This is a genomic window from Arthrobacter sp. P4_F10, assembly GCF_056401435.1.
The window spans coordinates 1-3466 of the sequence record NZ_JBFUJJ010000081.1; the positions used below are offsets into that span (position 1 = coordinate 1).

2 protein-coding genes are annotated in these 3466 nt (G+C 60.6%); one reads left to right on the forward strand and one right to left on the reverse strand.

What is annotated here, in order from left to right:
- The coding region (locus AC1DR1_RS22995; protein WP_476993437.1) for a DUF6421 family protein at nucleotides 1-668 on the reverse strand (668 nt) is incomplete at its 3' end.
- Between the two features lie 1193 nt (nucleotides 669-1861).
- Between AC1DR1_RS22995 and AC1DR1_RS23000 the strand changes: the two genes are divergently transcribed.
- A complete protein-coding gene (locus AC1DR1_RS23000) occupies nucleotides 1862-3424 on the forward strand; it encodes an amino acid permease (RefSeq protein ID WP_364742471.1) in 1563 nt (520 codons plus the stop codon).
- The last annotated feature ends 42 nt before the right edge of the window (nucleotides 3425-3466 follow it).

The following is a 3466-nucleotide window of genomic DNA, read 5'->3' on the forward strand; positions in this document are numbered from 1 at the left end:
TCAGCCGGCAGGTCCAGGGAAGTGATGTCGGCAGCAGCTTTTAGGACGCGACGGAACCGGGCAGCTTCGCGGTCCGCGAAAATGCCTCCCCAAGTGAAGGAGGGGGTGCTCCGGACCGCTACGCTCTCGGGGAAGAGAACCGCGGAGTTCGTGTCATAGCCGGGCGTGAAATCGACGAAGCTGATGGGGACGAACAGCTTGTTGGAGTAGTTTGCTGCCTCCAGTTCAGCGACGAAAGAAGGCCAAATGACCTCGATGAGGACGGCCTCGAAGTAGCGGTTGGTGCTGCCGTTCTGCGTGTACATAGGGAACACAACCAAGTGCGCCAACCCATCGATGCGCCACTGCTCGGGGTGGAAGGCCACCAATGAGTCGAGGAAATCCGGTACGACGAAGCCCTCGGACGCCCACCGCTGGAAGTCCTGCACGAGCAGTTCAAGGTAGTCCGTGTCGTGGGGGAGGTGGGGGCGCAGGTCGTTGATTGAGTCAGTAATGATGCCGACATTCTGGCGGGCCTGGTCATGGTCAGCGGGTTCCGGAACGGAACCGTCCTGCACTTGAACCTGCTGCAGTCCGATGACGGCTGCCTTCAGAGCCTGCCATGCCGGGAGCGACTTGAGGTCTTCTGCCCGGGTGGTTGTCACTTCCGGGTTTGCGATTACGGACATGCTCGTTCCTTCCGTTGAGGGGATCCCTGAAGAAGCTAGCACTGCGTAAGCATACGTGAAGGGTTATTCCATCATGCATAAGAAATTCTTTTGCTCGATGCCGTCTCTTCACTGCTATGCCTGCGCCTGACCTTAAGGTCGGGTGTCTTTAGGACATCCCATAAACGGCGCATCACGATTGAAGAAGCCGCACTATCGGGATGATCCGAGGTTCAGCTCCTGCCACTCGTGTCGATCAGTGGATGCCTTGGCAGTAGGACCGCACCGGCGCTGCTGCGTCTGTCTCTGGTTCAAATTCCCGCTGATACTCCCAGTGGGACAACGGCGTTGACCGGTTGCTCATCTGTCGGGGGCTCCGGCGTTGTTCGGGCGGCTCGCGGACGAAGTGCGGCAGCCCCGGGTTCCTGGCGATCTTCCTGGTTTACGTGATGACGGCTCCTTCTGCGCCCGGCACGGCCAGAGTGTTTGCTGATCAGCGGGGCCCGTGCGGCCACCCCTGGATATCCAACTCGACAAGTTGGGTGTGATGGCCTTACTCGCCGCCTATCGACGCGGCAGGTCGTTGCAAAGCAGAAAGGGCATCCTCTGGGGCGAGTTTGTGAGGCGCTTGCTGGTCGAACCGGTAAGTTCATCGAGGTGCACGCCCCGCTTGACGAGATGCTCCGACATCTCTTGTGCATCTTTACCCCTGGCATCGTTCGCCTAACGCCGGCCGCCTGCCATAGCAGATCGTCAGAGCTGCTTACTCGCCCGGCGAAATCAAATCAGCAACTCTTACGCTCAAATCGGGTAACCCATGCCTATGCGTAAGTACTTGACCCGTCGGACGTGCAACATTCGCCACGCCAAAGGTCGCTTCCTTCACGTGTGTTAGCTTGATCACCATCCTTCCCGGCCCGGGGGCTCCGGAAGGCTTAAATCCACCGCAGCTACCTTTTCGGAGGCACCATGGGACTTAGCTCCCACACGCAAAAAAACGATCGGGCTATCGCTCCCCGCATCCCTGAAACCGATCTGTGTTTCGGTGCGGGACTCTTCCTCAGCTCGGGAGACAGCACCGCCGAGGCGAGACCTGTCGGGACCATTTTTTCCTACCAGCTCGCCACGGCAGTCGTAGACGCCTGCACCGGTCGAGCCGTCACCGGCACCAAGAACTCAAGCCGGATCGCAGCGATGCACCTTGGTGGTGTTGCATGACGCCAGTCAGTGAAACATCCGTAGAAATCACACCCGATGCAGTGGCACAACGCGGTTCATCCCCCGAGACAGCGGCAGTCCGCGCCTCGGGCGAAACCGGCAACGAACTCAAACGCGGGCTAAGCAGCCGCCATCTGCAGATGATCGCTATCGGCGGTGCGATCGGTACCGGGCTGTTCGTGGCCTCGGGCGCCACCATTTCCCAGGCGGGTCCCGGCGGTGCGCTGGTCGCCTACGCGCTGGTCGGGCTGATGGTATTCCTGTTGATGCAGTCACTGGGCGAGATGGCGGCCAAAATTCCGGTCGCCGGATCCTTCCAGTCCTTTGCCACCCGTTTCGTGTCCCCGTCCTTTGGGTTCGCGATCGGCTGGAACTATTGGTTCAACTGGGCCATCACCGTGGCCGCCGAGCTGGTCGCGGCCGGAATCATCATGGACTTCTGGTTCCCGGGGGTCCCAGGATGGATGTGGGCTGGGTTATTCCTGCTGGTGCTGACCGGGCTCAATGCCCTCTCGGCGAAGTCCTTCGGAGAGTCGGAGTTTTGGCTCTCCCTGATCAAGGTCAGTGCAGTGGTGCTCTTCCTGATCGCAGGCGTGCTGATGATTTTCGGCATCCTCGGGGATAACTCTCCGGGACTGAGCAACTGGGAAAACCGCGATGACGTGTTCCACGGGGGATGGGTCTCGATCATCTCGGTCTTCATGGTTGCCGGGTTCTCGTTCCAGGGCACCGAACTCGTGGGAGTCGCCGCAGGCGAAGCCAAGAACCCGAGCCGCGAAGTGCCGAAGGCTATCCGCACTGTCTTCTGGCGCATCATGCTCTTCTACATTGGTGCCATCTTCATCATCGGCTGCCTGATCCCGTTCACCGATCCGAGCCTGCTGGCTTCCGGCGAGTCCGATATTGCAACATCGCCGTTTACCCTCGTCTTCTCGCGCGCCGGAATTGCCTTCGCAGCGGCCTTGATGAACGCCGTGATCTTGACCGCAATCCTGTCTGCGGGCAACTCGGGACTATATGCCTCCACCCGGATGCTTTACGCCATGGCCCATGACGGCATGGCACCGAAGATCTTCGGCCGAACCAATGCGCGTGGCGTGCCGATTCCGGCGTTGCTGGCCACCGCGGCCGTGGGACTCTTCGGGTTCCTCTCCGCGATCGTCGGTCAGGGCGCAGCTTACTCCTGGCTGCTGAACATGTCAGGCCTATGCGGCTTCATCGTCTGGGCGGGAATCGCGGTCTCCCACTACCGCTTCAGGCGCGGCTTCCTGGCCCAGGGGAACAAAGTCAGTGACCTGCCGTACAAGGCGTCCCTGTTCCCCATTGGCCCACTGCTGGCCTTCGCCCTGCTGATACTGGTAATCGCGGGACAGAACTACGAGGCTGTGCTTGCCGGGCGGGGCATGGAGGTGCTTTCCTCCTACATCGGGTTGCCAGTCTTCATCATCCTGTGGCTGGCTCACCGCTTCATCACCAAGTCCAAAGTGGTGCCGCTGCTCGAGATGGATCTCACGGCACCTAAGGACCTCGAGGACGAACCTTGGGGCGGCACCCAGTAACCATGCTGCGCGGGCTACCCCACGCATTGCGGGGCCCCGCGG

Bases quoted from the DNA above. Each gene is read 5' to 3' on its own strand.
- AC1DR1_RS23000 (WP_364742471.1), top strand. From the start codon at position 1,862: ATGACGCCAGTCAGTGAAACATCCGTAGAAATCACACCCGATGCAGTG.